Annotated in this window: 21 protein-coding genes; 7 read left to right on the top strand and 14 right to left on the bottom strand. The window is 71.9% G+C overall.

The annotated features are described in order from the left end of the window. Nucleotides 1–94: 94 nt before the first annotated feature. The gene (locus tag ACLBXP_RS05390) at nucleotides 95–373 is read right to left on the bottom strand and encodes a GNAT family N-acetyltransferase (protein WP_447666545.1); all 279 of its coding nucleotides are present in this window, start codon (nucleotides 371–373) and stop codon (nucleotides 95–97) included. A 371-nt stretch (nucleotides 374–744) separates the two neighbouring features. Between ACLBXP_RS05390 and oxlT the strand changes: the two genes are divergently transcribed. Then, the gene (oxlT, locus tag ACLBXP_RS05385) at nucleotides 745–2,037 is read left to right on the top strand and encodes an oxalate/formate MFS antiporter (RefSeq protein WP_447666544.1); all 1,293 of its coding nucleotides are present in this window, start codon (nucleotides 745–747) and stop codon (nucleotides 2,035–2,037) included. A 149-nt stretch (nucleotides 2,038–2,186) separates the two neighbouring features. On the opposite strand, the gene ACLBXP_RS05380 is transcribed toward oxlT, so the two are convergent. The 11 genes from ACLBXP_RS05380 to ACLBXP_RS05330 all read right to left on the bottom strand — a co-directional run bounded on the left by ACLBXP_RS05380 (nucleotide 2,187) and on the right by ACLBXP_RS05330 (nucleotide 11,900). Continuing rightward, nucleotides 2,187–2,810, bottom strand: coding sequence for a DNA-3-methyladenine glycosylase family protein (locus ACLBXP_RS05380; protein ID WP_447666543.1), 624 nt, complete (start codon nucleotides 2,808–2,810; stop codon nucleotides 2,187–2,189). Nucleotides 2,811–2,814: 4 nt separating this feature from the next. Further along, entirely contained in the window at nucleotides 2,815–3,594 is a 780-nt protein-coding gene (locus ACLBXP_RS05375; protein WP_447666542.1) for a substrate-binding domain-containing protein, read from the bottom strand. A 93-nt stretch (nucleotides 3,595–3,687) separates the two neighbouring features. Continuing rightward, nucleotides 3,688–4,899, bottom strand: coding sequence for a CaiB/BaiF CoA transferase family protein (locus tag ACLBXP_RS05370; RefSeq protein WP_447666540.1), 1,212 nt, complete (start codon nucleotides 4,897–4,899; stop codon nucleotides 3,688–3,690). Nucleotides 4,900–4,911: 12 nt separating this feature from the next. After that, on the bottom strand, nucleotides 4,912–5,706 hold the full coding sequence (locus ACLBXP_RS05365; RefSeq protein ID WP_447666539.1) for an IclR family transcriptional regulator: 795 nt from the start codon (nucleotides 5,704–5,706) through the stop codon (nucleotides 4,912–4,914). Nucleotides 5,707–5,714: 8 nt separating this feature from the next. Beyond that, complete coding sequence (locus ACLBXP_RS05360) at nucleotides 5,715–6,461, bottom strand: enoyl-CoA hydratase-related protein (protein WP_447666538.1); 747 nt, start codon at nucleotides 6,459–6,461, stop codon at nucleotides 5,715–5,717. Between the two features lie 14 nt (nucleotides 6,462–6,475). Further along, on the bottom strand, nucleotides 6,476–7,378 hold the full coding sequence (locus ACLBXP_RS05355) for an NAD(P)H-dependent flavin oxidoreductase (protein WP_447666729.1): 903 nt from the start codon (nucleotides 7,376–7,378) through the stop codon (nucleotides 6,476–6,478). Nucleotides 7,379–7,434: 56 nt separating this feature from the next. After that, nucleotides 7,435–8,145, bottom strand: coding sequence for an ABC transporter ATP-binding protein (locus ACLBXP_RS05350; RefSeq protein ID WP_447666536.1), 711 nt, complete (start codon nucleotides 8,143–8,145; stop codon nucleotides 7,435–7,437). Then, nucleotides 8,138–8,848, bottom strand: coding sequence for an ABC transporter ATP-binding protein (locus tag ACLBXP_RS05345; RefSeq protein ID WP_447666534.1), 711 nt, complete (start codon nucleotides 8,846–8,848; stop codon nucleotides 8,138–8,140). The genes ACLBXP_RS05350 and ACLBXP_RS05345 overlap by 8 nt, the downstream gene beginning before the upstream one ends. Beyond that, nucleotides 8,835–9,839 carry a branched-chain amino acid ABC transporter permease gene (locus ACLBXP_RS05340; RefSeq protein WP_447666533.1) on the bottom strand — a complete coding sequence of 335 codons (1,005 nt, stop codon included), beginning with the start codon at nucleotides 9,837–9,839 and terminating at the stop codon, nucleotides 8,835–8,837. Before ACLBXP_RS05340 ends, ACLBXP_RS05345 begins: the two co-directional genes overlap by 14 nt. A 10-nt stretch (nucleotides 9,840–9,849) precedes the next feature. Then, nucleotides 9,850–10,722, bottom strand: coding sequence for a branched-chain amino acid ABC transporter permease (locus ACLBXP_RS05335; RefSeq protein WP_447666531.1), 873 nt, complete (start codon nucleotides 10,720–10,722; stop codon nucleotides 9,850–9,852). Nucleotides 10,723–10,727: 5 nt separating this feature from the next. After that, nucleotides 10,728–11,900, bottom strand: a complete 1,173-nt coding sequence (locus ACLBXP_RS05330) for an ABC transporter substrate-binding protein (protein ID WP_447666530.1) — start codon at nucleotides 11,898–11,900, stop codon at nucleotides 10,728–10,730. Nucleotides 11,901–12,188: 288 nt separating this feature from the next. On the opposite strand from ACLBXP_RS05330, the gene ACLBXP_RS05325 reads away from it, so the two are divergent. The 6 genes from ACLBXP_RS05325 to ACLBXP_RS05300 all read left to right on the top strand — a co-directional run bounded on the left by ACLBXP_RS05325 (nucleotide 12,189) and on the right by ACLBXP_RS05300 (nucleotide 19,669). Beyond that, entirely contained in the window at nucleotides 12,189–14,276 is a 2,088-nt protein-coding gene (locus ACLBXP_RS05325) for a 3-hydroxyacyl-CoA dehydrogenase NAD-binding domain-containing protein (protein ID WP_447666529.1), read from the top strand. Nucleotides 14,277–14,316: 40 nt separating this feature from the next. Then, on the top strand, nucleotides 14,317–15,501 hold the full coding sequence (locus tag ACLBXP_RS05320; RefSeq protein WP_447666528.1) for an acetyl-CoA C-acyltransferase: 1,185 nt from the start codon (nucleotides 14,317–14,319) through the stop codon (nucleotides 15,499–15,501). A 1-nt stretch (nucleotide 15,502) separates the two neighbouring features. Next, nucleotides 15,503–16,693, top strand: coding sequence for an acyl-CoA dehydrogenase family protein (locus ACLBXP_RS05315; protein ID WP_447666526.1), 1,191 nt, complete (start codon nucleotides 15,503–15,505; stop codon nucleotides 16,691–16,693). Nucleotides 16,694–16,705: 12 nt separating this feature from the next. Then, the gene (locus ACLBXP_RS05310) at nucleotides 16,706–17,860 is read left to right on the top strand and encodes an acyl-CoA dehydrogenase family protein (protein ID WP_447666525.1); all 1,155 of its coding nucleotides are present in this window, start codon (nucleotides 16,706–16,708) and stop codon (nucleotides 17,858–17,860) included. 52 nt (nucleotides 17,861–17,912) lie between these two features. Then, complete coding sequence (locus tag ACLBXP_RS05305; RefSeq protein WP_447666728.1) at nucleotides 17,913–19,142, top strand: acyl-CoA dehydrogenase; 1,230 nt, start codon at nucleotides 17,913–17,915, stop codon at nucleotides 19,140–19,142. Between the two features lie 248 nt (nucleotides 19,143–19,390). Continuing rightward, nucleotides 19,391–19,669: a hypothetical protein gene (locus ACLBXP_RS05300; RefSeq protein WP_447666524.1), complete on the top strand. Its 279-nt coding sequence runs from the start codon at nucleotides 19,391–19,393 to the stop codon at nucleotides 19,667–19,669. A 173-nt stretch (nucleotides 19,670–19,842) separates the two neighbouring features. On the opposite strand, the gene lpdA is transcribed toward ACLBXP_RS05300, so the two are convergent. Further along, complete coding sequence (gene lpdA / locus ACLBXP_RS05295; RefSeq protein ID WP_447666523.1) at nucleotides 19,843–21,696, bottom strand: dihydrolipoyl dehydrogenase; 1,854 nt, start codon at nucleotides 21,694–21,696, stop codon at nucleotides 19,843–19,845. Between the two features lie 58 nt (nucleotides 21,697–21,754). Next, nucleotides 21,755–23,056: a dihydrolipoyllysine-residue acetyltransferase gene (aceF, locus tag ACLBXP_RS05290; RefSeq protein WP_447666522.1), complete on the bottom strand. Its 1,302-nt coding sequence runs from the start codon at nucleotides 23,054–23,056 to the stop codon at nucleotides 21,755–21,757. Nucleotides 23,057–23,067: the final 11 nt, after the last annotated feature.

Raw genomic sequence — 23,067 nt, 5'->3', positions numbered from 1 at the left:
TATCGTCCGCGGGCGAAGTCCTGGCCAGATCAATAGAAGCCGGAGCTTCGGCGCGCCACGACTTGGAACCGAGACCGGTCGCGGTTGCCGCGTGTCACGTGCCGCGCGCCGGGCCGACAAGGTCGCGGTGGGCGGCGGAGCGGCGGAGCCAGGCGGCGGCGTACCCGCACAGGGGCTCGATGCGGAGGCCATCGCCGCGCGCAAGCTCGGCCACGGCCTCCATCAGGCGGTCCGCCGCGCCCGTGCCGCGCAGGGCGGGCGGCGCATAGACGTAGGTGATCACCAGGGTGTCGGTGCGCCGCCGGTAGTTCGCGAACACCGTCATTCCGCCAACGTCGAGTTCGAAGCGGCTGCTCGCAGGATTGTCGCGCATGGCGTCGGGTCGTCCTCCCGTCGGCCGCTGCGGGTGTCCCGTCGGGTCGGCCGGGTCCACGTCCCAACGCTCGCGGCTCGACTTCCTTTCCAATCTCGAACAGGTCGGGATCGCCGGGGTCGCGACAGGCGAGGCCAGCCTGCGAGACAGCGCGCTGGGCCGTGAGAATCGTGAACGGGCCGCGTTGCGTTTTAATCCGGATTGCAGCCTGGGGATGTCAAAAACATTCCCGTTGCAATGAAAATGAAGATTTCGAATATTTAATACTGTCGTGGACAGCCCTGGCGAGCGCTTCTTGCGTCTTCGCCAGCCGCGACGCGCCACAACAGCGACCGGGCCGCCACGTGCACGACCCGGCGGAGGAAGAGCTCATGACGACCTACGCGGCGACCCGCGCGGAGGCGAAGCCCGCCGTCAACCGTTGGTTCCAGCTGGCCTTCGGCGTGGCCTGCATGGTGGCCGCCGCCAACATCCAGTACGCCTGGACCCTCTTCGTCCCCGAGATCCAGAAGACCTTCGGGTGGGACCGTGCGGCCATCCAGGTCGCCTTCACGATCTTCGTGGTGGTGCAGACCTGGCTGACGCCGGTGGAGGGCCACTTCATCGACCGGTACGGCCCGAGCCGGGTGGTGATGTTCGGCGGCCTGATGACCGGCCTCGCCTGGGTGATCAACTCCTACGCGGGCAGCCTCACGGGCTTCTATCTCGGCGCGGTGGTCGGCGGCATCGGCGTCGGCTGCGTCTACGCCACCTGCATCAACAACGCCCTGAAGTGGTTCCCCGACAAGCGCGGCCTCGCGGTGGGCCTCACGGCGGGCGGCTACGGCGCCGGCTCCGCGCTCACCATCCTGCCCATCGCCTCCATGATCGCGGACGGCAACTACGCGCAGGCGTTCTTCGTGTTCGGGCTGATCCAGGGTGCGGTGATCATCTTCGCGGCGGCCTTCATGCGCGCCCCGGCCCGCGACGAGGTGCGCTTCTCCAGCACCGTGCTGCAGAGCCGGCGCGACTTCACCCTCGGGGAGGCGCTGCGCACGCCGGTCTTCTGGGTGATGCTCCTGATGTTCACCTGCACGGTGACGGGCGGCCTGATGGCCGTGGCGCAGCTCGGCGTCATCGCCCAGGACCTCGGCGTCAAGAACTTCCAGGTGAACCTGTACTTCTTCGCGATGGCCGCGCTCCCGTTCGCGCTGATGCTCGACCGGATCATGAACGGCATCTCCCGCCCGCTGTTCGGCTTCATCTCGGACCGGATCGGGCGCGAGAAGACCATGTTCATCGCCTTCAGCCTGGAGGGCATCGGCATCGTCGCGCTCGGCACCTTCGGCTCGAACCCCTGGGCCTTCGTGCTGCTGAGCGGCGTCGTCTTCCTCGCCTGGGGCGAGGTCTACTCGCTCTTCAGCGCGACGGCGGCCGACGCCTTCGGCTCGAAGCACATCGGCAAGATCTACGGCGTGCTCTACTGCGCCAAGGGCCTCGCCGCCCTGCTCGTGCCGGTGGGGAATCTCATCATGCAGGCGACGGGCGGCTGGACGGCCGTGCTCTACACGGTGGCGATCATGGACCTGATCGCGGCGGCACTGGCGATCGCGGTGCTGCGGCCGATGCTGGTCCGCCACCACGCGGCCTCCGGCGCTGCGGTGCCGGCACCGAGCCACGCCTGAGGAAACCGCAGAAGCTCGCGGCCGCCGGAGGCAGCCGCGGGCCACGCAGGGCCTGCCCGCCGGTTTCCCGACCGGCGAGCAGGCCCTGACTTTTTTTGATGCGTGCCGGCCCAGACGGAGCACCGGTCGCCGCGTCTCCTGTACGGGCCCTAGGCGGCGCTCACGGCCGGGGCGGCGGCGTCGCGGATGCGCCAGGCGTAGCGGGCGAGGATCGACCGATAGGGCGCGAAGGCTTCGGCCACCGCGCGGGTATCGGTGCGGCCGGTGAGCCGCCGCAGGCTGCCCACCGCCGCCACGTCGCCCTCCGGCCAGATGTCCGGATCGAGATAGTGGAAGATGCCGACCATGTCGGCGGTCCAGGGGCCGACCCCCCGGATCCCGCAGAGGATCACCGCCCGCTCGGCGTGGGGCAGCGCCGCGAGGTGGGGGCCGAGGACGCCGGATGCCTCCGCGGCGCGGATTGCCTGCAGGGCGCGGATCTTGTTGCCCGAGACGCCGCAGGCGCGCAGGGCGGCCTCGTGCTCAGGCACGAACAGGTCGCGGGGCGTCTTCGCAAGGGCGCCGGCCGCCGCCTCCACGCGCGCCCAGATCGCCGCGGCCGCGCGGGTGGACAGCTGCTGGCTCACCACCTCCACGCACAGCCGGTCCGCCACGCTCGCATGCGGGCAGGGGTCGATCCGGATCGGGCCGACGCGCGCAATCGCGGCTTCGAGGGGGGGCGCGACCTGCGCGGCCGCCCGCAGGAGGTGGGCGTAGACGTCTTCGTGCAGCACGCCCCTAACCTAGGGGGCCGGGCGGCGGCTGTGTAGCCGCCGGCGCGCCGCAGCCGATCGGCGCGAATCCGTGCCGGGCGAGGACGGCCTGCCCCGCGGCCCCGCACAGGATGTCGGCGAGGGTCGCGGCGGCCGGCGGGGCGCCCCGCAGCAGCGCCAGCCCGTAGGTCGCGGCGACCGCGAGCGCCTCCGGCAGCGCGACGATCCGGGCGCCGGGCACCTCGCGGAGGGCGGCGGCGGCGTTCGTCGCGTAGGTGAGGAACAGGTCCGTGGCGCCCCGCTCGATGGCGAGCCCGTAGGCCGTGCGGCCGGCGGGCAGGCTCGGCGCCTCGCTCGCGCCCGTCAGGCGCAGGGCCTTGGCGGAGAGGGCCGCGAACGCGCCGGGACGGACGTCCTCCGCGCGGCGGAAGACCGCGAGGGCATAATCGCCGGACGGATCGGCCCCCGGCGTCGACGTGGCGAGCCGCAGCCCCGGGTCCAGCATGGCGTCGAGGGCGGTCCCGGATGCGACGTCGAGACCGGGCCGGACCAGCAGGCACAGCCGGTTACGCGCGAGTGGGCGCACGGGCCCGTCGCGGGCGAGCCCCTCGGGCTGCTCCATGTCGGCGGAGACGAACAGGTGTGCGGGGGCGCCGTCCGCGATCGCCTGCCGCAGGAGGCCCGACGGCCCGAACCGCGGGAGCACGCACCCGCCGCCGGCCTCGGTGAAGCCCGCGCACACCTCCGTCAGCGCGGCGCGCAGGCTGCCGGCCGCGAAGAGCAGGATGGGAACACCGGTCGCCATGGCCCGGGAGGGTGCCCCCGGATCACGGTGCCGTCCAGCGCCGGGATGATGGACGGCGACCCGTCGCCGGCCGCGGCAGCGGCCTCGCCGCACTCAGCGCAGGATCCCGGCCGCCGCCAGCCTCTCCCGCTCCGCGGCCGACAGGCCGAGGCGCTCGCCGGCGATCTCGGCGCTCGACCCACCGAGGGCCGGCGGCATGCGGCGCACCGGCAGCCGCGCGCCGTCCAGGCGATAGGGCGGCGCGAGGACGTGGGCGCCCGGCTCGGCGCCCTCGCCCTGCGGGACGACGAGGTCGGCCGAGCGGGCGCGCGGGGAGGTCAGGGCCTCGTGCAGGCCCAGCACCTCGCCGCAGGGGATGCCCGCCGCCGCGAGACTGGCGAGGAGGTCGGCCCGGGACCACCGGGCGAGCTCGGCCTCCATCAGGGGCACGAAGGCGCCCCGGTTGCGGGACCGGTCGAGGTTCGTCGCGAAGCGCGGGTCGCTGCAGAGGTCCGGCCGGCCGAGCACCTGCTCGCAGAAGCGCCGGTACTGCGCGTTGTTGCCGACCGTCAGGACGATCGGTCCGTCGCCGGCCTCGAACACGCCGTAGGGGACGATGGATGGATGGGCGTTGCCGTAGCGCAGGGGGTCGCGCCCCTGCACCATGGCCTCCAGGCCGTAATACGAGGTGAGGGCGACGCCGCAATCGAACAGCGCGAGCTCGACGTGGCGGCCGCGCCCGGTGCGCTCGCGCTGGAACAGGGCCGCGAGCACGGCCTGAGCGGCGTATTGCCCGGTGAACAGGTCGACGGCCGCGAGACCGAACTTCAGCGGCGGCCGCTCGGCCTCGCCGTTCAGCGCCATCAGCCCGGCTTCCCCCTGCACCACGAGGTCGTAGCCCGGACGCGTCGCCTCGGGGCCGTCCGAGGCGTAACCGGAGACCGAGCAGTAGATCAGCCGGGGGTTCTCGGCGGAGAGGTCCGCGTAGCCGAGGCCGAGCCGGTCGGCCCCACCGGTCTTGAAGTTCTGCACGACGATGTCGCTCTCGCGGGCGAGGTCGCGCACGAGGGCGCGCCCCTCCGGCGCGGCGAGATCGACCCCGATCGAGCGCTTGTTGCGGTTCACGCTGTCGAAGTACGAGGTGTTGCTCGGTCCCGTGCGAAGGCCCCAGTCGCGGGTGTCGTCGCCGCGCTCCGGGTGCTCGACCTTGATCACGTCGGCCCCGAGGTCCCCGAGGCACATCGCGCACCACGGCCCGGCCAGCACCCGCGACAGATCGAGCACGCGGATGCCGGCGAGCGGCAGGTCGGACTGGTCGTCTGCCAAGGCTGATCCTCCTCAGGCGCCCATCACGCCCTCGAGGCCGCGCACGGCCTCGATGAGCTTCGGGCGGGCCACCTCCATCAGGAAGCGGCCGTCGGTGATGACGGTCGGGGCCCCGCAGTTGACCGACATCGGCGGCAGGCCCCCGCCGGGGTGGAACCCGACCGCGATGGCCGAAACGGTCTCCTGCCACTCGCCGAAGGAGGTGCAGCAGCCGATCTCCCTGTGCTGGGCGACCGCGCGGTCGAGGCCGTCGCGCAGGGGCGGCCAGGCGAGCGGGTCGAGGGCGTGGAGCTCGTCGTAGATCGCGGCCCGCTCGCGCTCGGAGCAGACCGCGATGTAGGCGCGGCCCATGGCGGAGCGGGCGAGCGAGATGCGCGAGCCGGTGTCGAGGTTCAGCGAGATCGCGACGGGGCCGCGCTGGCAGTCGATGTAGCGCATGCTCAGCCGGTCGCGCACCCCGAGGCCCACCGAGGCGTTGGCGGCCTGGGCCACCGCGCGGAGCGTCGGGCGGGCGATCTGGCGCACGTCGAGGCCGCCGAGGGTCATCGAGCTGAGGGCGATGAGGGCGGTCCCGAGGCGATAACGCCCGGTCTCCTCGACGAAGTGCAGGTAGCCGAGCTTCGTCAGCGTGTAGGTCAGGCGCGAGACCGTGGAGCGGGGCAGGCCGCAGGCCTCCGCGATCTCGTGGTTGGCGAGCATCCGGCGGTCGCGCCCGAAGCAGGCGAGCACGCCGAGGCCGCGGGCGAGCGCCGTGACGAAGTGGCGATCCTCCTTCGGCCCGCCCTCGTCCGGCTCGAGGTCGTCCACGCGCTCGCTCATCGGGCGAAGAAGGCCGCGAAGGCCGCCTGCGCGGCGGGGCCGCGCCGCAGGGCGTGGAAGGTCTCGGCCTCGGTCTCCAGGGTGCTGGCGATCGCGGCCGCGTGGCCGGCGCGGAGCATCCGCTTCGTGGCGGCGACCGATTCCGGCGCCAGCGCGGCGAGCACCCGCGCCTTCTCCAGGGCGGCTTCGAGCGCCGCGCCCTCGTCCACCACGGCGTTGACGAGCCCCGCCTCCAGCGCGGCCTCCGGCCCGAAGACCTCGCCGAGCATCAGCAGGGCGGCGGCCCGCTTCGGACCGCCCGCGAGGGGCAGCAGGTAGCTCGACGCGCCCTCCGGACTGAGGCCGAGGTTGACGAAGGGCAGCCGGAACCGCGCCCCGCGTCCCGCGAAGGCGAGGTCGCAGTGGAGGAGGAGCGTCGTGCCGATGCCGACCGCGTGGCCCTCCACCGCGGCCAGGACCGGCTTCGGACAGGCGATGAGCGCCTTGAGGAACGACAGGCCGGCGCTCTCCTCGCCGGTCTCCGCCGTGTCGCGGAAATCCGAGAGGTCGTTGCCGGCGGTGAAGCACCCGCCTGCGCCGGTCAGCACGACGGCGCGCACGGCGGCCTCGTCCCCCGCCGCGCGCAGCGCCCGGCCAAGCGCCGCGTAGGTCGCCCGGTCGAGGGCGTTGCGCCGGGCCGGTCGGTCGAGGGTCAGGAGCCGCACGCCGTCCGCGGGTTCGGTGACGCGAAGGGTCTCGGTCATGTCGGGCAACTCCCTCACGCGGCGTCCGCGAGGCGCCTGCGCGCCGCCGCGTAGTCCCGGGCGAGCTCCGCCACGAGGTCGGCGGTGCGGGGCACGTCGCGGATCGTGCCGACGCCCTGGCCGGCGCCCCAGACGTCGCGCCACGGCTTCACCCGGTCGCTCGCGAAGCTCATCGCGCTCTTGTCGGCCACCGGCAGGGCATCGGGGTCGAGGCCCGCCGCGCGGATGCTCGGGGTCAGGTAGTTGCCCGGTACGCCCGTGAAGAACGGGGTGTAGAGGATATCGGCGGCGGCGCTCGCCGAGATCATGTCCTTGTAGGCCGGGGCGGCGTTCGCCTCCTCGGTCGCGATGAAGCGCGTGCCCATGTAGGCGAGGTCGGCGCCCATGGCCTGGGCGGCGAGGATCGAGGCGCCGGTGGTGATCGCCCCCGACAGGATCAGCGGCCCGTCGTAGAAGCGCCGCACCTCGCCCACGAGGGCGAAGGGGCTCAGCGTCCCGGCATGGCCCCCGGCGCCCGCGCAGACCAGGATCAGCCCGTCGACGCCCGCCTCCAGGGCCTTCTCGGCATGGCGGACGTTGGTGACGTCGTGGAACACCAGGCCCCGGTAGGCGTGGACCGGCCGCACCACGGCATCGGGCGCCCGGAGCGAGGTGATGACGATCGGCACGGCGTGCCGGACGCAGGCCTCCACGTCCTCCGCCAGCCGGTCGTTCGAGGCATGGACGATCTGGTTCACCGCGAAGGGCGCCACCGCCCTCGCCGGGTCCGCGGCGCGGGCCTCGGCGAGGGCGGCGGTGATGCGCGTCAGCCAGGTGTCGAGCATCCCCGCCGGCCGGGCGTTCAGGGCCGGGAACGAGCCGACGATGCCGGACAGGCATTGGGCGATCACGAGGTCCGGGCCGGACACGATGAACATCGGCGCGGCGACCACCGGAAGCTTGAGGTTGTCGCGAAGGATGGGGGGCAGACGGCTCACGCGCTCAGCGCCTCCCGCGCGAAGTAGAGATCGTGGAGGTGGTCGAGGTCGACGCCGGCCGCCGGCGCGCTGAGGCGCACCTGCCCGCCGCGCAGGAGATGCACGTCGTCCGCCACCGCGAGGGCGACCCGGGTGTTCTGCTCGACGAGCAGGATCGTGGTCCCGGCCTCCTTGAGGCGCGCGATGATGTCGAACACCTCGCTGACGATCACCGGCGCGAGGCCGAGGGACGGCTCGTCGATGAGGAGGATCCGGGGCTCCGACATCAGGCCCCGGCCCATCGCGAGCATCTGCGCCTCGCCCCCCGAGAGGGACCCGGCCGCCTGCCCGCGCCGCTCGCGCAGCCGCGGGAACAGGCCGTAGACGCGGTCGAGCCCCGCCGAGAGGTTGCCGCGGCAGCGCTTCGGATAGGCGCCGAGGCAGAGATTCTCCTCGACGCTCATGTCGCGGAACACGAGGCGGCCTTCCGGCACCATCACGAGGCCGCGGGCGGCGAGGTCCCAGGTGCGGCCGGCCAGGCGCTCGCCGCCGAGGCGGATCTCGCCGCCGTGCGGCACGAGGCCGGTCAGCGCGCGCAGGAGCGTGGTCTTGCCCGCCCCGTTCGGGCCGACGATGGCGGTGAGCGCGCCCTCGCGGAACTGCAGCGAGAGGTCCCACAGGACGGTGATGTGGCCGTAGCCGGCCCGCAGGTTTCGCGTCTCAAGCATGGACGGTCCCCGTGTAGCTCTCGACGACCCGCGGATCGCGGAACACCGCGGCGGGCGTGCCGTCGGCGATGACCTCGCCGAAGTTGAGGACGACGGCCCGGGAGCAGAGGCCCGAGATCGTCTCGATGTCGTGTTCCACGATCACGATGGTCAGCCCGAACCGGGCGTGCAGCTCCTTGAGCTTGGCGCCGAACTGGCGCTTCGCCTGGCTCTCCAGCCCCGCCAGCACCTCATCGAGGAGGAGGAGCTTCGGCTCGGTGGCGAGCGCCTTGGCGATCTCCAGCCGCTTCAGCTCCTGCAGGGCCAGGGCGCCCTCGGCGGGGCGATCGCCCTGCGCCGAGAGGTCCATCACCTCCAGGATCTCCTCGATCCGCTCCGGGTCGTGCCGGCCGGCGCCGAAGACCTGTGCGACGGCGAGGTTCTCGCGCACGCTCAGGTGCTTCATCGGCTGCGGGATCTGGAAGGTGCGGCCGATGCCGAGGCGCGCCCGCCGGTGCAGGGGGAGGCGCGTGACGTCGCGCCCCTCGAACAGCACGCGCCCCCGCAGCCGCGTGAGCCCCGAGATGCCGTTGAACAGCGTGGTCTTGCCCGCGCCGTTGGGGCCGACGAGACCGAGGATCTCCCCCTTCTCCACCGTGAAGGAGACGTCGCGCAACGCGACGAGCCCGCCGAAGCGGACGGTGACGGCCTCAAGCGCCAGCATCGCGCGCCTCCCTGGAGCGGACGAGGCCGAGCAGGCCGTTCGGCGCGGCGAGTACCATGACGACGAGCACCACGCCGAGGATGATCTGGTGGCCCACCGCGATCAGCCCCTTCGCGACGACCTGATCGAACAGGTAGATCACCACCGCTCCGCCGATCGGTCCGAGGACGGTGCGGTAGCCGCCGAAGATCGCGGCAATGATCGGCATCAGGCTCCAGAGGCCGGAGAACGCGTAGTCGGGCTCGAGGAAGCCGATGATGTGGGCGTTGAGCGCCCCGAACAGCCCGGTCATGAAGGCCGAGAGCAGCAGCATCAGCGACTTCAGGAGGACGCTGTTGACGCCGACCACCCGGGTCGCGTCCTCGCTCTCGGCGATCGCCCGGAGCGCGAGGCCGACATGGCTGCGGCGCACCGCGACGTAGGCGAGGGCGCAGAGCGCGACGACGGCGACGAGGAGGAGGTAGCTCCCGGTGCGCCCGCCGAGATCGACGCCGAGGACGGTCGGAAGGCCCGGGTAGCGCTGCAGGCCGGCGCCGCCGCCGGTGAGCCAGCTGGCCTCGGTGGCGAGGATCCGGAAGATCTGCGCGTAGGCCAGGATCGCGAGGGCGAAGTAGGCGCCGGAGAGGCGCAGCGCCGGCAGCATCGCCAGGGAGGCGAGCGCAGCGCAGAGCCCGGCCAGCGGCACGCTGAGCAGCACCGGCAGGCCGAGGCGCGCCGACAGCAGGGCCGAGGCGTAGGCGCCTACCCCGAAGAACGCGGCGTGCCCGAAGGACACCATGCCGCCGAGGTTGCCGAGCAGCGCCCAGGCGAGCGACACGCCCGCGAGGATCAGCGCGGAGATGAGCAGGCCGAGGAGGTAGTTGCTGGCCCCGAGGAGCACCGGCAGCAGCGCCAGGGCGAAGAGGCCGGCGCCGAGGACGGCACCGCGGGGCAGCCGCCCGGCGGTAGCGGCCTTCACGGGGAGGGCGGTCGAAGAGTCTGCGGATCTCATGGCGCGCTCCTCAGCCGCGCCGGGCGCGGGCGCCGAACAGGCCGTTCGGCAGGAGGAAGAGGACGAGGAGGAACAGCACCATCCCGGCGAGCTCCTGCAGGGCCGAGCTCGCCAGGGTGACGGTGAGCGCCTCGGTGATCCCGAGGAGGATCGCGGCGAGGAACACGCCGGGAATCGAGCCGACGCCTGCCAGAACGGTGACGATGAAGGCCTTCACGGTCAGCGCGTGGCCCAGCGCCGGCTGCACGACGCTCATCGTGTAGAGGGCAACGCCCGCGCAGGCCGCCAGTGCCCCCGAGACCAGGAAGGCGACGATCTCGGTGCGGCGGGGGCTGATGCCCATCAGCATCGCCGCCGAGCGGTTGGAGGAGACGGCCCGCACCGCCCGGCCGTACCAGCTCCGCCTCAGCCACCACCACAGGGCGACCATCAGGACGAGGCTGAGCGCGAAGGCGACGAGTTCGCCGTTCATCGCGTAGACGCTGCCGATCGAGGTCGCGTCCTGCAGCCGCGGCGAGTTGGTGGTGCGGACGTCGCTCGCGAAGGCGAGGAGCGTCGCGTTGGTGAGGATGATGCCGACCCCGAAGGTCAGGATCAGCGAGTTCAGCTCCCGGTGGTCCCATAGGCGGTCGATCATCAGGTACAGGGCCGCGCAGACCGGAAGCACCACGGCCAGCGCCAGGGGGATCGCCAGGTAGGGGTCGAGACCGGCACGGGCCTCGACCACGTAGGCGGCGTAGGCCGCGAGCAGCACCAGCTCGCCGTGGGCGAGGTTGATGATGCGCATCGCGCCGAAGGAGAGGGCGAGGCCGAGCGCGACGAGGGCGTAGACGCTGCCGACGAGGAGCCCGGAGAACAGCGCCTGCAGGACGAGATCCAGCACGTGCGTCACCAGGGCAGCGCGGGGAACACGATCTCGCCCGTCGCGGCCGAGGCCGGGGAGACGAGGACGATCCGGCCCGACCGGTGCTGGCCCATCGCCACGGAGAAGCGCGGGTTGTCGCCGGTGGCGTCGAACTGCACGGGCCCGAGCAGCGTCTCGCGCTGCGTCGCGCGCATCGCCTCGGGAAGGCCACCGCTCTTCAGCGTGCCGGCCTCGGCCGCGCGGGCGATGGCCTCGGCGAGGATCGTGGTCTCGACGAAGCTCAGGGTCGAGAGGTACTCGACATCCTTGCCGTAGGTCTTGCGGTAGGCCTCGGCGAAGCGCTTGCCCTCCTCGTCCTTCATCTCCACCGGGAAGGGCAGGAAGGAGGTTCCGACCACGTTGTTCATCAGGTCGGGGAATTCCTGGTACATCTTCGGGGTGGCGAGCGACCAGGCACCGACGACGAGCTTGACCGGCGGCTTCAGCACTTTGGCGGCCCGGATGATGCCGACGTAGTCGTTCTCGTAGGCCGACATCACGAGGATGTCGGAGCGGTCCTGAAGCTTCACCTTGTTGATGATCGGCTTGAAGTCGGTAATCGCGGGGTCGAACTCGTGCACCGTGACCTTCACGCCCTTGGCCGAGAGGTCCTTCTGCAGGCCCTTGGCGAGCAGCATCGGGGCCTCCTTGGTGGAGGCGAGGATCGACACAGAGGCCGGCTTAAGGGTGTCCAGCAGCGTGCCCATGCCGCGCTGGTAGCCGGCATTGTTGTTGATGCGGAAGAAGGTCTTCAGGCCCCGCGCGGTCAGCTCGTCGCTCACGGCCCCGGCGGTAATGTAGACCGTGTTGAGCTTGTTCGAGGCGTCGGAAGCCGGCCCGATGATGTTCGAACCGTAGCCGCCGATCACCGCTACGGCGCCGTCGGAGACGAGCTTCTCCACCGCCGACACCGCCTTGGCGGGCGCGCTCTCGTCATCGATCACTTGCAGGCGGATGCGGTGCTTCGGCGAGCGCTCGTTGAACATCTGCACGGCCACCCGCATGCCCTCGTCGAAGGCTTGGCCCGAGCGCGCCAGCGAGCCGGTGAGCGGCATGTGGGCGCCGACCAGGATCTCGTCGGCCCGGGCCGGGCCGAGGGCACTCCCGCACAGGCTGACCAGCGCCAACGACGCAACCGCGACGGCTCTGCGAAGCATGGATTCTCCTCCCGCGCACCCGGCATCCGTCGGCCGGCGCGACCACATGATTCTCGGCCCCCGCGGATCTTGTCGTCCGCATCGGATTTGACGGCGCGAGGCCGCTTCCGGGGCGGCGCCTGATCGCATGCAGCCCCGCAGCCTGTCAATTTGTTGCAGAACGCGATGCTGCACAGCAGAATGAATTTGTCATTTGGGCAGGATTGTTCCTACTGGATGTTGACGAGATCGGCATTTTTGGTGAAACCGCAGTCAGAAATCAGAACACAATTCTGCATTGCAGAATTTATGGGAGTCAGCGCTCGCGTGGTTCGGCACGAGATCAGCGACGGCATCGCCGTCCTCACCATCGACAACCCGCCGGTGAACGCGCTCGGCGGAGATCTGCGCGAGGCGCTCGACGGCGCCGTCGCGGGCGCCCTCGGGGATACGACGGTCCGCGCCCTCGTGATCGCCGCCGCGGGCCGCGTCTTCGTCGGCGGCGCGGACATCTCGGAATTCGGGAAGCCGCCGCGGTCGCCGATCCTCCCGGACCTGCTCGAACGCCTCGACGCGAGCCCGAAGCCTGTTGTGGCGGCGATCCACGGCGCTGCCCTCGGGGGCGGGCTGGAGCTCGCGCTGGCCTGCCACGGCCGCGTCGTCGGACCCGCGGCGAAGCTCGGCCTGCCGGAGATCCGCCTCGGCCTGATTCCCGGCGCGGGCGGCACGCAGCGACTGCCCCGGCTCATCGGTGCCGACACGGCCTTCCCGATGATGCTCGACGGCGACCCCGTGGATGCGGAGGCGGCCCTGCGCCTCGGCATCGCGGACGTCCTGGAGCCCGACGACGTGGTGGGTGCCGCGCGGGTCCTGGCGCTGCGCCTCGCCGAGGCCGGCGCGCTGCCCCGCGCGCGGGACCGCGCCGACCGCATGGATGCGGCGGACCGCTCAGCCTTCGAGGCGCGGGCGGCCGAGGCGCTGAAGCGGGCCGGCGGCATGCCGAACGTCGCGGCCCTGATCGATTCCGTCCGGGCGGGCTTCGAGCGGCCGTTCGCGGAGGCGCTCGCGGTCGAGCGCGCGCGATTCCTCGCCCTCGTGGACGATCCACGCTCCCGGGCGCTGCGTTACGCGTTCTTCGCGGAGCGGGAGACGGCGCGGGTCCCCGGGCTCGCCAAGGACACGCCCCGCCGCACAATTCGTACGGCGGCCGTCATCGGGGCCGGCACGATGGGCGGCGGCATCGCGCTGTGCTTCGCCAATGCGGGCATCCCGGTCACGGTGATCGAGACCGAGGCGGCGGCGCTCGACCGCGGGCTCGACCGGATGCGCGCGACCTATGCGGCCTCCGTCAAGCGCGGCTCGCTCACGCAGAGCGCCATGGACGAGCGCCTCGGCCGCATCGCGGGCGTGGTCGGTCTGGAGAATGCCGGCGCGGCCGACATCGTGGTGGAGGCGGTGTTCGAGGAGATGGACGTCAAGACGGCGATCTTCCGCGACCTCGACCGGATCGCGAAGCCCGGCGCGATCCTCGCCACCAACACCTCCTACCTCGACGTGAACCGGATCGCCGCGGCGACGACCCGCCCGCAGGACGTGCTCGGCCTGCACTTCTTCAGCCCCGCGAACGTGATGCGCCTCGTCGAGGTGGTGCGCGGCGAGGCAACGGCGCCGGACGCCCTCGCCACCGCGAACGACCTCGCCCGGCGGCTGGGAAAGCTGCCCGTGACGGTGGGCGTCTGCTTCGGCTTCGTCGGCAACCGCATGCTCGCGCGCCGCAGCGCGGCCGCCGAGCGGCTTCTGCTGGAGGGCGCGCTGCCCCACGAGATCGACTCTGCCGTGACGGCGTTCGGGTTCCGCATGGGCCCGTTCGCGATGTCGGACCTCGCCGGGCTCGACATCGGATGGCGCACCCGCAAGGCGACCGGCGGCTCGGCGCCCGTGGCAGACGCCCTGTGCGAGCAGGGCCGCTTCGGCCAGAAGAGCGGCCGCGGATTCTACCTGTACCCGGAGGGTGCCCGCACCGGCACCCGCGACCCGGAGGTGGAGGCCCTGATCGCCCGGGAGGCCGAGCGTCGCGGCATCGCCCGGCGCAGCTTCAGCTCCGACGAAATCGTCGCCCGCCTCATGCTGCCGATGGTCAACGAGGGTGCGCGCATCCTCGAAGAGGGGATCGCGGCCCGACCCGGCGACGTCGATACGATCTGGATCAACGGCTACAACTGGCCGGCCTGGCGCGGCGGCCCGATGCACTGGGCGGACGGGCTCGGCCTCGCCCACGTGGCGGGCGAGCTCGAAGCCTTCGCAGAGGCGACGGGCGACGCGACGCTGAGGCCTGCGCCGCTGCTCGCCCGCCTCGCCGGCGAGGACGGCCGCTTCGCCGACCTCGCTGCCCGATGAGACTCCGATTCCCGACCTCCGTCCGTTCCGAGAGCGCCCGATGACCGAAGCCGTGATCGTCGCCACCGCCCGCACCCCGATCGGCCGCGCGCACCGCGGAGCGCTGAACCTGACCCGCGGCGCGGACCTCGCCGCGCATGCGATCCGCCACGCGGTGGACCGGGCCGGCATCGAGCCGGCGGAGGTCGAGGAGGTGGTGCTCGGCTGCGGCTATCCGGAGGCCGCCACGGGCGGCAACGTGGCCCGGCACGCGAGCCTCGTCGCCGGCATCCCGGTGCAGGCCTCCGGCGCCACGGTGAGCCGCTTCTGCGCCTCCGGCCTTGAGGCGATCGCCGCAGCGGCCCGGCGCGTCATCCTCGACGGGGTGCCGGTGGCCGTCGCGGGCGGCGTCGAGTCGATCTCCCTCGTCCAGCCGCAGGTGCGGCGGGAGCTGACGCAGAACGACTGGCTGCTGGCCCACAAGCCCGCGATCTACATGCCGATGATCGAGACCGCCGACATCGTGGCGGAGCGCTACGGCGTCAGCCGCGAGGCGCAGGACCGGTTCGCCCTGGAGAGCCAGCGCCGCACCGCCGCCGCGCAGGCGGCCGGCCTGTTCGACGCGGAGATCGTCCCGATCACGGCCATGCAGGCGGTGACCGACAAGGCGAGCGGCGAGACCCGCACGGTCGAGACGCGCTTGGCGAAGGACGAGGGCAACCGCCCGGAGACCACGCTCGACGCGCTCGCGGCCCTGAAGCCCGTGCGGGGGCCGGACGCCTACATCACCGCCGGCAATGCCAGCCAGCTCTCGGACGGCGCCTCGGCCTGCGTCGTGATGTCGGCCGCGGAGGCCGCGCGACGCGGGCTGTCGCCGCTCGGGACCTTCCGGGGCTTCGCGGCGGCCGGCTGCGAGCCGGAGGAGATGGGCATCGGCCCGGTCTTCGCGGTGCCGCGGCTCCTCGAACGCAATGGGCTCACGGTCGCCGACATCGGCCTCTGGGAGCTGAACGAGGCCTTCGCCTCGCAGTCCGTCTACTGCCGCGATCGCCTCGGGATCGACCCCGCGATCGTGAACGTCAACGGCGGCGCCATCAGCGTCGGCCATCCGTTCGGCATGTCGGGCGCGCGCCTCGTGGGCCATGCCCTGCTGGAGGGCCGCCGGCGGGGCGTGCGATACGCCGTCGTCACGATGTGCGTTGCCGGCGGCCAGGGCTGCGCCGGCCTGTTCGAGATCGGGGGTTAGCATGGACCTGCGTTTCACGCCCGAGGAGACGGCCTTCCGCGCCGAGGTGCGGAGCTTCTTCCGCAGCGAGATCCCGGCGGAGATCCGCCAGAAGGTCTCCGAGGGCCGCTCGCTCGCGCGCGCCGACATCGTGACCTCGCAGCGCATCCTCAACGCCCGCGGCTGGGCGGTGCCGCACTGGCCGCGCGAATGGGGCGGGCAGGACTGGGACCCGATCCACCGCTACATCTTCATGGAGGAGCTGATGCAGGCGGCGGTGCCGCTGCCGCTGCAGTTCAACTGCTTCATGGTCGGCCCGGTGATCGCCGCCTTCGGCAGCGAGGCGCAGAAGCGGCGCTTCCTGCCGCGCATCGCCAACCTCGACGACTGGTGGTGCCAGGGCTTCTCCGAGCCCGGCGCGGGCTCGGACCTCGCCTCGCTGAAGACGAAGGCCGTCCGGCACGGCGACCACTACGTCGTGGACGGACAGAAGACCTGGACGACGCTCGGACAATACGCGGACTGGATCTTCTGCCTCGTCCGCACCGACCCGGCGGCCAAGAAGCAGGCCGGCATCTCGTTCCTGCTCATCGACATGCGCAGCCCGGGCATCACCCTGCGGCCGATCGTGACGATCGACGGGCGCCACGAGGTGAACGAGGTGTTCTTCGACGCGGTGCGCGTGCCCGTCGAGAACCTCGTCGGCGAGGAGAACCGGGGCTGGGACTACGCCAAGTTCCTGCTCGCCAACGAGCGCACCGGCATCGCCCGCATCGGCCTCACCAAGGAGCGCATCGCCCGGGTCAAGCGCCTCGCGCGGGAAGCGCCGGCCGGAGACGGCAGCATGTGGGACGATGCCGAGTTCCGCGGCCGTGTGGCGAGCCTCGAGATCGAGGTGAAGGCCCTGGAGATCACCCAGATGCGGGTGGTGGCCGCGCAGGCGCGGCGCGACGCCAACACGCCGGACCCGGCCTCCTCGATCCTCAAGATCAAGGGCTCGGAGCTGCAGCAGGCCGCGACCGAGCTCCTGCTCGAACTCGCCGGCCCCCTCGGGCTGCCGGCCCCCCAGAACGCGCTGCCGAACGACCCCGAGGCCCTGAGCTGGGAGTCTTTCGCGGCGCCGGCCTACCTCAACGCCCGCAAGGTCACGATCTACGGCGGCTCGAACGAGATCCAGCGCAACGTCATCGCCAAGGCGATCCTGGGGCTCTGAGGAGAACACGCGATGGATTTCGACCTCTCCGAGGAGCAGAGCCTCCTGAAGGACAGCGTGAGCCGCTGGGCCGCCGACCGCTACGGCGCCCTGGAGCGGGTGGAGGCCGCCCGCCGGCAGCCCCTCGGATTCGATCCGGACGCCTGGGCGCAGCTCGCCGAGCTCGGCCTCCTCGGCCTGCCCTTCGCGGAGGAGGACGGTGGCTTCGGCGGCGGCGCGGTCGAGACCATGGTGGCGGCCGAGGCGCTCGGCCGCCACCTCGCGCCGGAGCCCTACCTCGGCGCCATCGTGCTGGGCGGCGGCGCCCTGCGGCTGGCCGGTAGCGCCGCGCAGCGCGCCGAGCTCGTCCCGGCCATCGCGGAGGGCCGCCATCGCCTCGCCTTCGCGCACGGCGAACGGCAGGCCCGCTACGACCGCGCGGACGTCGCCGCGACCGCCCGCCGCGAGGGCGGCGGCTACCGGCTCGACGGGGAGAAGTGCGTCGTCCTCAACGCCGACGCCGCGCAGACCCTGGTGGTCAGCGCCCGCACGGGCGGCAGCCGGCGGGAGCGCGAGGGCATCAGCCTTTTCCTGGTGCCGGCGGATGCCCCCGGGGTGAGCGTGCGCGCCTACCCCACCCACGACGGCGGCCGGGCCGCGGACGTCGTGCTCGCCAACATCGCCGTGCCCGCCGATGCGGTGCTCGGGCCGGCCGACGCGGCGCTGCCGGTGATCGAGCGGGTGCTCGATGCGGGTATCGCGGCGCTGGCCTCCGAGGCGGTCGGGCTGATGGATGCGCTCCACGGGCTCACCCTCGACTACCTGAAGACCCGCCGGCAGTTCGGCACCGCCATCGGCGCGTTCCAGGTGCTGCAGCACCGGGCCGTCGACATGCTGATGGCCCTGGAGCAGGCCCGCTCGATGGCCCTCTACGCCACCATGATGGCGGAGAGCGCGGATCCGGCGGAGCGCGGGCCGGCGGTCTCGGCCGCGAAGGTGCAGATCAACCGCTCCGCCCGCTACGTGGGCCAGGAGGCGGTGCAGCTGCACGGCGGCATCGGCATGACCCTCGAATACCTCGGCGCCCACCAGTTCCGGCGCCTCACCGCCATCGAGCACATGCTCGGCGACACGCCCTACCATCTGCGTCGCGTGAGCGCCGCCGGCGGCCTGCCGGACGCGGCCTGAGGCCGTACCCGTGAGCGAGACCGCGCAGATTCCGAACCCGGAGGATCCGACCATGAACGCTCCGCAGCGCCCGCCCGGCTCGGCCGCGCCGACCGCCCCCGCCTCGGCGTCCTTCGCCTGGGACGACCCCTTCCTGCTGGACGATCAGCTCAGCGAGGACGAGCGGGCGATCCGCGACACCGCGCAGGCCTTCGCCCGCGAGCGCCTCCTGCCCGGCGTCGTCGAGGCCTACGCCCAGGAGCGCACCCACCCCGAGCTGTTCCGGGCCATGGGCGAGCTCGGCCTCCTCGGCGTGACGCTGCCCGAGGAGTACGGCTGCGCGGGCGCGTCCTACGTCGCCTACGGCCTCGTGGCCCGGGAGGTCGAGCGCATCGATTCGGGCTACCGCTCGATGATGAGCGTGCAATCCTCCCTCGTGATGTACCCGATCCACGCCTACGGGTCCGAGGCGCAGCGCCGGAAGTTCCTGCCGAAGCTCGCGTCGGGCGAGTGGATCGGCTGCTTCGGCCTGACCGAGCCGGATGCCGGCTCCGACCCGGCCGGCATGAAGACCAAGGCCGTGCCGATCGACGGCGGCTACCGACTCAGCGGCGCCAAGACCTGGATCTCGAACGCGCCGATCGCCGACGTCTTCGTGGTCTGGGCGAAATCGGCGGCCCACGACGGCGCGATCCGCGGCTTCGTGCTGGAGAAGGGCATGAAGGGCCTGTCGGCCCCGAAGATCGAGGGCAAGCTCTCCCTGCGCGCCTCGGTGACCGGCGAGATCGTCATGGAGGATGTGGAGGTGCCCGAGGACGCCCTCCTGCCGAACGTCTCGGGGCTGAAGGGTCCGTTCGGCTGCCTCAACCGGGCGCGCTACGGCATCTCCTGGGGCGCGATGGGCGCGGCCGAGGATTGCTGGCACCGGGCGCGGGCCTACACCCTCGACCGCACGCAGTTCGGGCGGCCCCTGGCCCAGACGCAGCTCGTCCAGAAGAAGCTCGCCGACATGCAGACCGAGATCGCCCTCGGCCTGCAGGCGTCCCTGCGCGTCGGACGGCTCCTCGAAGCCGGCCGGATGGCGCCGGAGATGATCAGCCTGGTCAAGCGCAACAATTGCGGCAAGGCGCTGGACATCGCCCGGACAGCCCGGGACATGCACGGCGGCAACGGCATCATGGGCGAGTACCATGTGATGCGCCACGCCCAGAACCTCGAGACGGTGAACACCTACGAGGGCACCCACGACGTCCACGCCCTCATCCTCGGGCGCGCCCAGACGGGGTTGCAGGCGTTCTTCTGACCCTGCGGGGGCCGCGACGGGGCGCATTTCGGGAAGGACGACACGTTCCCGTGGTGCTCGTGATGCGGGATGGCGCGGAAGGATGATCCGCGCGGCGTTCCGGTTGCGCCGGGCGCCGTTTCGGCTGGGCCGGCCCCGGCGCCTGCTTCCACAGACCGCACAGGTTTTTCCCCGAAGCCAGCGAACATCTTCGAATGGAAGGGGTTTCCACCAAACCCAGCCGGATTTGGCCGGCAAGGAACTCCCCCATGAAGATTCTGACCGCAGGCGCCGCCCTGGCGCTGCTCACGGCCGGCTCGGCCCTTGCCCAGGGCCTGCCGCCCGGACGCGGCCCCGCCGCGACGGGCACCGTCATCCAGCGCGAACCCAACACCACCGGTAACGACCGCAACATCGTGATCGCCCCCGGCGCCACGGGCGCCGAGACCGCCACGACCGACTCGGCCGCCGGCGGCAATGCCGGCCAACCCGCGCGCGCCGTCCCGCAGGGCAGCGCAAGCGGCAGCGGCACGGGCGGCGGCGGCTGATCCACGCCGCGCGCCCGGCCTCCGGCAGGCCGGCCCGCACCGGATTTTTCCATCAACCAGGGATTGCCAACCGGCGGTGATGCGTCTGCCTCAAGCGGGCTCAGCTTCACCCCCGACAGCTGCGGGCGCGTGTCAGGCCCGCCGCGGTGCTTACGCCCGCGGCGGGTCTTTCCTCAGGTCGGCGCGCGATGCGGCTTCTTGGGCATGTAGAGATCGGTGATCGTGCCCTCGAAGGCTTCGGCCGCCATGCCGACCGTCTCCGACAGGGTCGGGTGCGGGTGGATGGTGAGGCCGATATCCTCGGCGTCGGCCCCCATCTCGATGGCGAGCGCGGCCTCAGCGATCAGGTCGCCGGCCGAGGGACCGACGATGCCGCAGCCGACGATGCGGTCGGTGGCCTCGTCGAACAGCACCTTGGTCAGGCCCTCGTCGCGGCCGAGCGACAGCGAACGCCCCGAGGCTGCCCAGGGAAAGACCCCCTTGCCGACCTTGATGCCCTTGCCCTTGGCCTCGTTCTCGGTGAGTCCGACCCAGGCCACCTCCGGATCGGTGTAGGCCACAGACGGGATCACCTTCGCGTCGAAAAAGCTGTTCTTGCCCGATGCGGTCTCGGCCGCGACCTTGCCCTCGTGCACCGCCTTGTGGGCGAGCATCGGCTGACCCACCACGTCGCCGATGGCGAAGATGTGCGGCACGTTGGTGCGCATCTGCTTGTCCACCGGGACGAAGCCGCGTTCGTCGACGATGACGCCGGCCTTGTCGGCGCCGATCAGCTTGCCGTTCGGCCGCCGGCCCACCGCCACGAGGATCTTGTCGAACGTGTCGGTGGCGGGTGCCGAGCCGCCTTCGAAGGTGACCTTCAGCCCCTCGGTCGTCGCCTCGACGTTCGTCACCTTGGTCTTGAGGTGGATCGCCTCGTACTGCTTGCCGATGCGCTTGGCGAGCGGCGTGACGATGTCCTTATCGGCGCCCGGGATGATCTGATCCATCAGCTCCACGATCGTCACCTTCGACCCGAGGGCGTGATACACGGTCGCCATCTCGAGGCCGATGATGCCGCCGCCGATGACGAGCAGGCGCTTGGGCACCCCGTCGAGCTCGAGGGCGCCGGTGGAATCGATCACCCGCGGATCGTCGTGCGGGATGAACGGCATTCGGACCGGCTCGGAGCCCGCGGCGATGATCGCCTGCTCGAAGCCGATCACCTGCCGCTTGCCCTCGTGCTCCACCGCCACCTGGTTCGGGCTCACGAACGCCGCGACGCCGGTCACCACCGTGACCTTGCGCTGCTTGGCGAGGCCGCCCAGGCCTCCGGTCAGACGCTTGACCACCCCGTCCTTCCAGTCGCGCAGCTTGTCGATGTCGATCTGCGGTGCCGTGAAGCTGATGCCGTGGGCCGCCATGGCGTGGGTCTCGTCGATCACCTTGGCGGCGTGCAGCAGCGCCTTCGAGGGGATGCAGCCGACGTTGAGGCAGACGCCGCCGAGCTGGGGCCAGCGCTCGATGAGCACGACCTTCTTGCCGAGGTCGGCCGCCCGGAAGGCGGCCGTGTAACCGCCAGGACCCGCGCCGAGCACCAGCACCTCGGCGCGCATGTCCTCGCCGGAGACCGGGGCCGAGGCTTGCGGGGCTGCCTTGGTCGGCGAGCCGTCTAGGGTCGCCCCGGCCGCGGACGAGCCGTAACCGGCCTGGCCCTCGCCCGGCTTGTGCGCGCCGTTGCTGAGCCCTGGGGCCGCCTGCACCGCCTTGCCGACCTTGTCCGTGGTCGAGGGCTTCGGGTTGCCGGTCTCGGCAGCCGCCTCCATGACGAGGAGCAGGTCGCCCTGCGTGACCCTGTCGCCGACCTTCACCTTCACCTCGCCGACCTTGCCGGCGACCGGCGAGGGGATGTCCATCGTGGCCTTGTCGGATTCGAGCACGATCAGCACGTCGTCGACCGAGATCTGGTCGCCCGCGCTGACGCTCACCTCGATCACCGGCACATCCTTGAAGTCGCCGATATCGGGCAGTTTGACGTCGTTGCTCATCGCTTCGCTCCTGCTGGTCCCTGGCCTGCCGGCCCCTCGGATCGGACGGCCCGCCGCGTCAGACGACGAGGCGGCGGACGTCCTCCAGGGTGTGGGCGAGATGCCGGGTGAAGCGCGCGGCGAGCGCGCCGTCGATGACGCGGTGGTCGTAGGAGACGCAGAGCGGCAGCATCATCCGGGGCTTGAACTCGGTGCCGTTCCAGACCGGCGCCATCCGCGAGCGCACGACCCCGAGGATCGCCACCTCCGGGGCGTTCACGAGCGGCGTGAAGTGCGTGCCGCCGATGCCCCCGAGCGACGAGATCGTGAAGGTCGAGCCCTGCATGTCGGCGCCGCTCAGCTTGCCGTCGCGGGCCTTCTTGGAGACCGAGCCGAGATCCTGGCTGATCTCGACGAGGCCCTTCCGGTCGGCGTCCTTGATGACGGGCACGACGAGCCCGTCCGGCGTGTCCACCGCGACGCCGACGTTGTAATACTTCTTGAGGATCAGGGCGTCCTTCTCGGGTGAGAGCGAGGCGTTGAACTCGGGGTGGGCGCGCAGGGCCGACACCGCCGCCTTGATCAGGAAGGCGAGGAGCGTGACGCGGTAGCCCTTCTCCTTGCCCGCCGCGTCGAGCTCCTTGCGGTACTGGTCGGTCTCGGTGATGTCCGCCTCGTCGGTGTGCGTGACGAGGGGAACGTTGAGCCAGGCCCGGTGCAGGTGCGGGCCGGAGATCTTCTTGATCCGCGGCAGCGGCCGGTTCTCGACGGGGCCGAACTTCGAGAAGTCGACTGCCGGGATCTCCGGGATGCCCATGCCGCCGGACGCCATCACGGCCCCCCCGGCCGCCGCGGCGGGTGCCGCCGAACGGGTGAGGTGACCCCTCACGTCCTCCTTGGTGATGCGGCCCTTGTCGCCGGTGCCCTTGACCGCATTGAGATCGACGCCGAGCTCGCGGGCGATGCGGCGCACGGCCGGGCTCGCATGCACGTTCGAGAAGTCGGGAAGGTTCGCGGCCGGCGCCGTGGGTGCGGCCTTCGGCGGCGCGGCCGCCGTCGTCGTCGTCGCTGCGGGCTCCGGCTCCTGCTTGGCGGCGACCGCCACGGCGTCGGCGGGCGCCGCCGCGTCGCCGGTCCGCGCGTCGCTCTCGCCCTTCAGGACCAGGATCGGCGAGCCCTCGCTGACCCGGTCGCCGATCTTGATCAGCAGCTTCTCGACGACGCCCGCGCTCGGCGACGGCACGTCCATCGTCGCCTTGTCGGATTCGAGGGACAGGAGCGGGTCCTCCGGCCCGATCGTGTCGCCTTCCTTCACGAAGACCTCGATGATCGGAATATCCGTGAAATCGCCGATGTCGGGGACCTTGACCTCGATGCCCATGGGGGACCTCC

It is taken from the genome of Methylobacterium sp. A54F, from assembly GCF_053346035.1.
This window is presented reverse-complemented; position numbering and strand designations above follow the sequence as displayed.